This is a genomic window from Phenylobacterium sp. (assembly GCF_016793285.1).
Lineage (GTDB): Bacteria > Pseudomonadota > Alphaproteobacteria > Caulobacterales > Caulobacteraceae > Phenylobacterium.
Genome location: NZ_JAEUMO010000231.1, coordinates 1 through 5,362, shown reverse-complemented (window position 1 = coordinate 5,362; position 5,362 = coordinate 1). Strand labels below are relative to the sequence as shown.

At 69.7% G+C, this 5,362-nt stretch carries 4 protein-coding genes; all 4 read right to left on the bottom strand.

The genetic code is table 11. From position 1 onward, the window contains the following. Nucleotides 1-204: 204 nt before the first annotated feature. Nucleotides 205-1,170, bottom strand: coding sequence for an endonuclease/exonuclease/phosphatase family protein (locus JNL41_RS20120; RefSeq protein ID WP_293477961.1), 966 nt, complete (start codon nucleotides 1,168-1,170; stop codon nucleotides 205-207). 78 nt (nucleotides 1,171-1,248) lie between these two features. Next, on the bottom strand, nucleotides 1,249-3,267 hold the full coding sequence (locus JNL41_RS20115; RefSeq protein ID WP_293477960.1) for a right-handed parallel beta-helix repeat-containing protein: 2,019 nt from the start codon (nucleotides 3,265-3,267) through the stop codon (nucleotides 1,249-1,251). A 210-nt stretch (nucleotides 3,268-3,477) separates the two neighbouring features. Next, nucleotides 3,478-4,011: a methylated-DNA--[protein]-cysteine S-methyltransferase gene (locus JNL41_RS20110; RefSeq protein ID WP_293477959.1), complete on the bottom strand. Its 534-nt coding sequence runs from the start codon at nucleotides 4,009-4,011 to the stop codon at nucleotides 3,478-3,480. Further along, nucleotides 3,992-5,362: AlkA N-terminal domain-containing protein (locus JNL41_RS20105; RefSeq protein WP_293477958.1), on the bottom strand; the 1,371-nt coding region annotated here is incomplete at its 5' end. The genes JNL41_RS20105 and JNL41_RS20110, both read right to left, overlap by 20 nt.

Below are 5,362 nucleotides of genomic sequence, written 5' to 3'. Positions count from 1 at the left end.
GGCGGGCGCTGTTCCAGCACGGGATGGTCGAGGGTCACGCCGAAGTGCGAGAACGCGGCGGCGGAGGAATGCACGACCACCGCGGCCACCATTTCCGTCAATGTCGCCATGGGAGCACCCCCGACGATTCCACCCGATCCGAGTATGCCATGGAGCGTGGCCGTTGGCAGCGGGGGCCCCGGCTTAAATTTTCGCAATGTTCGGTCACTTCGCGACGGAACCGACCGGCGCCAGCGTGACGACGACCGGATAGTGGTCGGAGCCGAGTTCCGGCCCGCGCTCGACCCTCACCGTGGCCCAGCCGGGGCCGGCATAGACGTGATCGATCGGCAGGTAGGGGAACGGCGCGGGGAGACGGTTGTGGCTGATCTTCGCCGCCGGCCATGAGAAGAGCGCGCGCGTGCGGCGGACCAGCCCGAACTCGACGTCCTCGCGACGGCGGTCGAACGACCAGGGGGTCGAGTTGAAGTCGCCGGCGAGGATGAGCCGCTCCTTGGGGAGTCCGGCGATCAACGCTTCGAGTTTGCGCGTCTGGGCAGCGTAGCGGGCGAAACGGACGGGCCAGAAGCGATGGATGGCCACGACCGTGAATTCCCCGCGCGCGTCCGCATAGGTCGCCGAGGCCACGTAGGACGAGCGCCCGCCTGCGCGGCGCTCCGCGAAGCTCCGGACCGGCTTCGCGCGCGCCAGCACACTGGCCGAACAGCTCTTGCAACTCGACTGGAAGCCCGCGTCCAGCAGCATGTCCCGCAGCCGGCCGCCCTCCTCGATGACGATGATGTCCGGGTCCTGCGCGAGGAGCCAGGCCACCGCCTCGCGCGCCTTCTCGTTGCGGCCCCAGGCGTTGAACTGGATGACTTTCAACTGCTCCGGCGCGTTCGCCGCGGCGCGAGGATCCGTGCCACGCGACAGGAACTCGGGCCCGACCAGCGCCGCGACCGCGACGATCGCTCCCAGCGCCGCGAGGGCGATCGGGGCGCGCATGGGCCGCGCCGCGAAGCCGGCCAGAAGCAGCGCGACGAACGCGGGCGCCAGGTAGAGCGGCGCGAAGTGGGTGAGCACATCCAGGCGCGCGCTGAACCGTCCGCCGTGGGCCAGGATGGCCGCGCCCGCGGCGCCGAACGCGAGCGCCGCGGCCACCAAGGTCAGGACGGAACGCAGCGCCAGCATGGGCGTCGACTAGCACGAATCGAAACCGCCGCCCCGGCGTCGGAGGCGGCGGTCCGAAATCCGGCGGCGATCCGCCCCTCAGAGAAGGAAGTCGGTCGCCTGCATCGTGCCGGCGCCGGGCAGCACGAGCGAGAAGTCGGCCACGCCGTCGCCGTTCGTATCGCCGTAGACCGTGGTGGTCCCGCCGGCGACGTCGAAGCGCAGTTCGCCGGCCACCTTGTGGAAGGCCGCGGTCCCGATGAAGGCGAACTTCTGGTCGCCGGCGACACCGGTGTTCGCGTCGATCGCGGCGAGCGAGATCTTGTCGCCGTCGGCGCGCGAGAAGTCGGTGATGCGGTCGGGGGTCTTGGCCGCGAGGTCGCCTTCGCGGAAGACGAACATGTCGGCGCCCGCTCCGCCTGAGAGCGTATCGGCGCCGGCGCCGCCTTCCATGGTGTCGTTGCCCGTGCCGCCGGACAGCGAGTCGGCGCCGTCATCGGCGATGAGCTTGTCGTTGCCCGCGTCGCCGACCAGCGTGTCGTTGCCCAGGTCGCCGTTCAGGACGTCGTTGCCCTCGCCGCCGTACATGCGGTCGTTGCCGTCGCTGCCGCCGAAGAGCGTGTCGTTGCCGGCGTTGCCGCGGATCTCGTCGTCGCCGGCGCTGCCGGTGATCTTGTTGTCGAGCGCGTTACCCGCCCCGTACAGGCCGTCGCCGATCAGCTTCAGGTCTTCGACGTTGTCGGTCAGCGCGTAGTCCACATAGGCCGTAACGACGTCGGCGCCGCCGTTCGCCGCCTCGACGACGTTGTCGTACTCGGACTTGACGTAATACTTGTCGTCGCCCGCACCGCCGACCAGCGTGTTGTGGCCCACGCCGCCGCCATAGAGCATGTCATCGCCGGCGCCGCCCTCGATGCGGGTGTCGCGCGCGCCGTCGACCTTCAACGTGTCGTTGCCGCTCGTCCCGGTGAGCTTCACCGACTGGACGCGGATGATCTCGATCTTGCTTGCGGCCGTGCGCGCCGCCGCGTCCAGCAGGGAGGTGGTGAGCGAGGCGGCATTGACGATCGACAGGCCGCCCGCGACGACGTTCTGCAGCGCGCCGCCCTTGCCCGCGACGTCGCCGCCGGTCGCCCGACCGTTGGCGCTCAGCCACGCGGCCTGCACGGCCTTGCCGCCGTCGGCAGGCGACTCGATCAGCTTGTTGCCGCTCTGGGTCGAACCGGTGTCGATGCTGTATTGCGTGCCGGTGTTGTTGGTGACCGTGCCCACGACATTCTCGGTCAGGACAGACGAGCGCTGATCCGGGAGGCCGGCCACGATGTTGTTGGTGATCGTGACGTTCTGGCCGCCGTTGACGCCGATGCCCTGCGTCAGGCCGCCGACCACCAGATTGCCGCTGATCGTCACGTTGGTGAACGGCAGGCCGCCCACCTGATCGCGCAGGAAGATGCCCTGGATCGCGCTGCCCTCGCCGCGCACGACGACGTTGCCGGTGATCACGATGTCGGACGCGATCTTGGTCGTGTTGGTGGTCCAGAGCTGGATCGCGTCGGGATGATCGCCCTCTGCCGGCTCGAAGTTGGTGAAGTAGTTGTCCTTGATCGTCACCTTCGACGAGCCGCCGCCGCGGATGCCGTCGGTCCGGATGTCATGGAACGAGTTGTTCGAGAAGGTGATGCCGGTGTTGTCGAGGTGTGAAACGCCGTGCTTGAGTTGCTGGAACTCCGAGTTGCTGACCGTTACGTTCGTGCTGTTCCGGATTTGCATCCCGGCCGCATCGTTCTGGATGTTTCCATCCAGACTCCCATGCACCTTCACGCCATCGAACGTGACATTGTTCGAGGACAAGACCTGGTACGGGAAGTCCTTCGCCGCGGCCACGTTCATGTCGAGGCCCTTGAACGTCAGGCCCTCGCTGTCCTTCACGATGAGCCCGTTGAGCGTGGCCATGTGGGCGGGGTCCTGCGACGTGACCGTCACGGTCCCCGCGAACTTCAGCCCCACCAGCGAGACGGCCGAATAGTCCCCCGACGCAAGCTGCACCACGTCACCGGCCTTGGCGGCCTTGAGGGCCGACACCAGGCCGGCAGAATCCTTCACAGTGATCGTCGTCACGTGCGCATCTCCAGAGTTCCCGTCTGGAGCGCCGACTGACGATCTTTGCCGTCAATTCTGACACCCCACCAACATTCGCGACGCTAGTGGGGGCCGATTTCAGAGTGACTAACCGGGATCGTTAATTAATGGAGAACGCAATACTTCGTTAATCATGCCGATTTGGACACGATTGTTTTTGCTTCGCTTTTCTCGCCACACTGTTGCGGCTCAGGCCGCGACGCGGCCCTTGAACGCGGCGCCTTCATGTTCGAGCAGCCAGCGCTTGCGGTGCAGGCCGCCGCCATAGCCCGTGAGCGAGCCGTCAGAGCCGATCACCCGGTGGCAGGGCACGATCAGGGCCACCGGGTTGGAGCCGTTGGCCAACCCCACGGCGCGCACGGCGGTGGGGCGGCCGATCCGCTCCGCGAGCCGGGCGTAGCTCAGCGTCTCGCCGGCCGGGATTGTGCAGAGCGCCTCCCAGACGGTCCTCTGGAAGGCAGTGCCGGCGCCTTCCCAGGCGACGTCGGCGAAGGCGTCGGCCTCGCCGCCGAAGTAGCGCGCGAAGATCGGGCGGAGCGGCCCCTGCCCTTCCACGAGTGCGGCCCTCGGGTAGCGCCTGGCGATCCACGTCAGCATCGCGGGCTCGTAGTCGGTCCAGTTGAAGGCGCGGAGCACGCTTTGCTCGTCGGTGACCGCCAGGGCCGTGCCGATCGGCGTCTCGATCCGGTCGAGCGTGAGGGTCTCAGGCGGCGCGGCGCGCATCGGTCTTGTCCTTCGGCTTGGTCTTCGGGGAGGTCTTGGACTGGGTGAGCGCCGGGTCGGCCGCCCACAGGTGCTGGGCGGCGTAGGCGCGCCAGGGCCTCCAGGCTTCGCTGCGGGCGAGGAGCCGATCGGCCGTCGGGCGAACGCCCTCTTCGTCGGCCATGGCGCGCAGAAGGCCGATGTCGGCCCCCGGGAAGGCGTCGGGTTCGCGCAGTTCGCGCAGCGCGATGTACTGGGCGGTCCATTCGCCCACCCCCGGAAGCGCCTTCAGGGCGGAGATGGCGCTGTCGAGGTCGGCGCGCGGGGTGAAGATCGCCGGGTCCTCGGCCACGGTGCGGGCCAGCGCCTCGATCGCCGCACCCCGCGCACGCGGCATGTTCAGGACCAGCGAAATCGGCTCGCCGATCAGGCGTTCGGGCGTCGGGAAGACGCGGGCGAGGCCGAGATCGGCGGCCGCGGGATGGTCGAGGGGCTCGCCGTAGGTCTCGACCAGCCTGGCGGCGAGGTTGCGGGCGGCGGCGACGCTGACCTGCTGGCCGAGGATGGCGCGCACCGCCAGCTCGAAGCCGTCCCAGGCGCCCGGCGCGCGCAGGCCGGGCCGCGCCGCCACGAGGGGGGCCAGCGCGGGATCCTGGCTCAGGTGGTCGCCGATCAGCACCGGGTCGGCCGAGAGGTCGAAGACGCGCCGCACCCGGGCGATCACCGCCGGCAGGCTCTGCAGCCTGGGGAAACGGATGTCGGCGGACAGCGCGCCGTCGCTGCGGGGCGTGACGATGACCACGCCCCGCTCGCCGTCGATGGCGAGCGTGCGGGCGTAGCGCGCCTTCTCCACCCGCTCGACGCCCGGGATCGCGCGGTCCGCGAGGAAACGGACGATCGCGTCCCAGTCGTAGGGCGGCCTGTAGGGCAGGCGCACGACGATGCCGTCCGCTGCGGGCGTCTCGGCCTGGCGTGTGCGGCGCAGCGCGCCCGGCGGGCGGCCGAAGAGCTGCTGGAACGTCTCGTTGAAGCGCCGCACGCTGCCGAAGCCCGACGCCATCGCCACCTCGCTCATCGGCAGGCGCGTTTCCTGGATCAGTTGCTTGGCCAGCAGCACGCGGCGCGTCTGCGCGACGGACACCGGCGAGGCCCCGAGGTGCTGGCGGAACAGCCGCCGGAGTTGCCGCTCGCCGACGCCCAGGCGCGCGGCCAGCGCATCGACGTCGCCGCCGTCCATCGCGCCGCCCTCGATCAGCGCAAGCGCCCGCGAGACCGTGTTGGACGTCCCGCGCCAGGCGCCGAGGTCGGGCGAGGCCTCGGGGCGGCAACGCAGGCAGGGCCTGTAGCCCGCCTCCTGAGCGGCGGCGGCCGT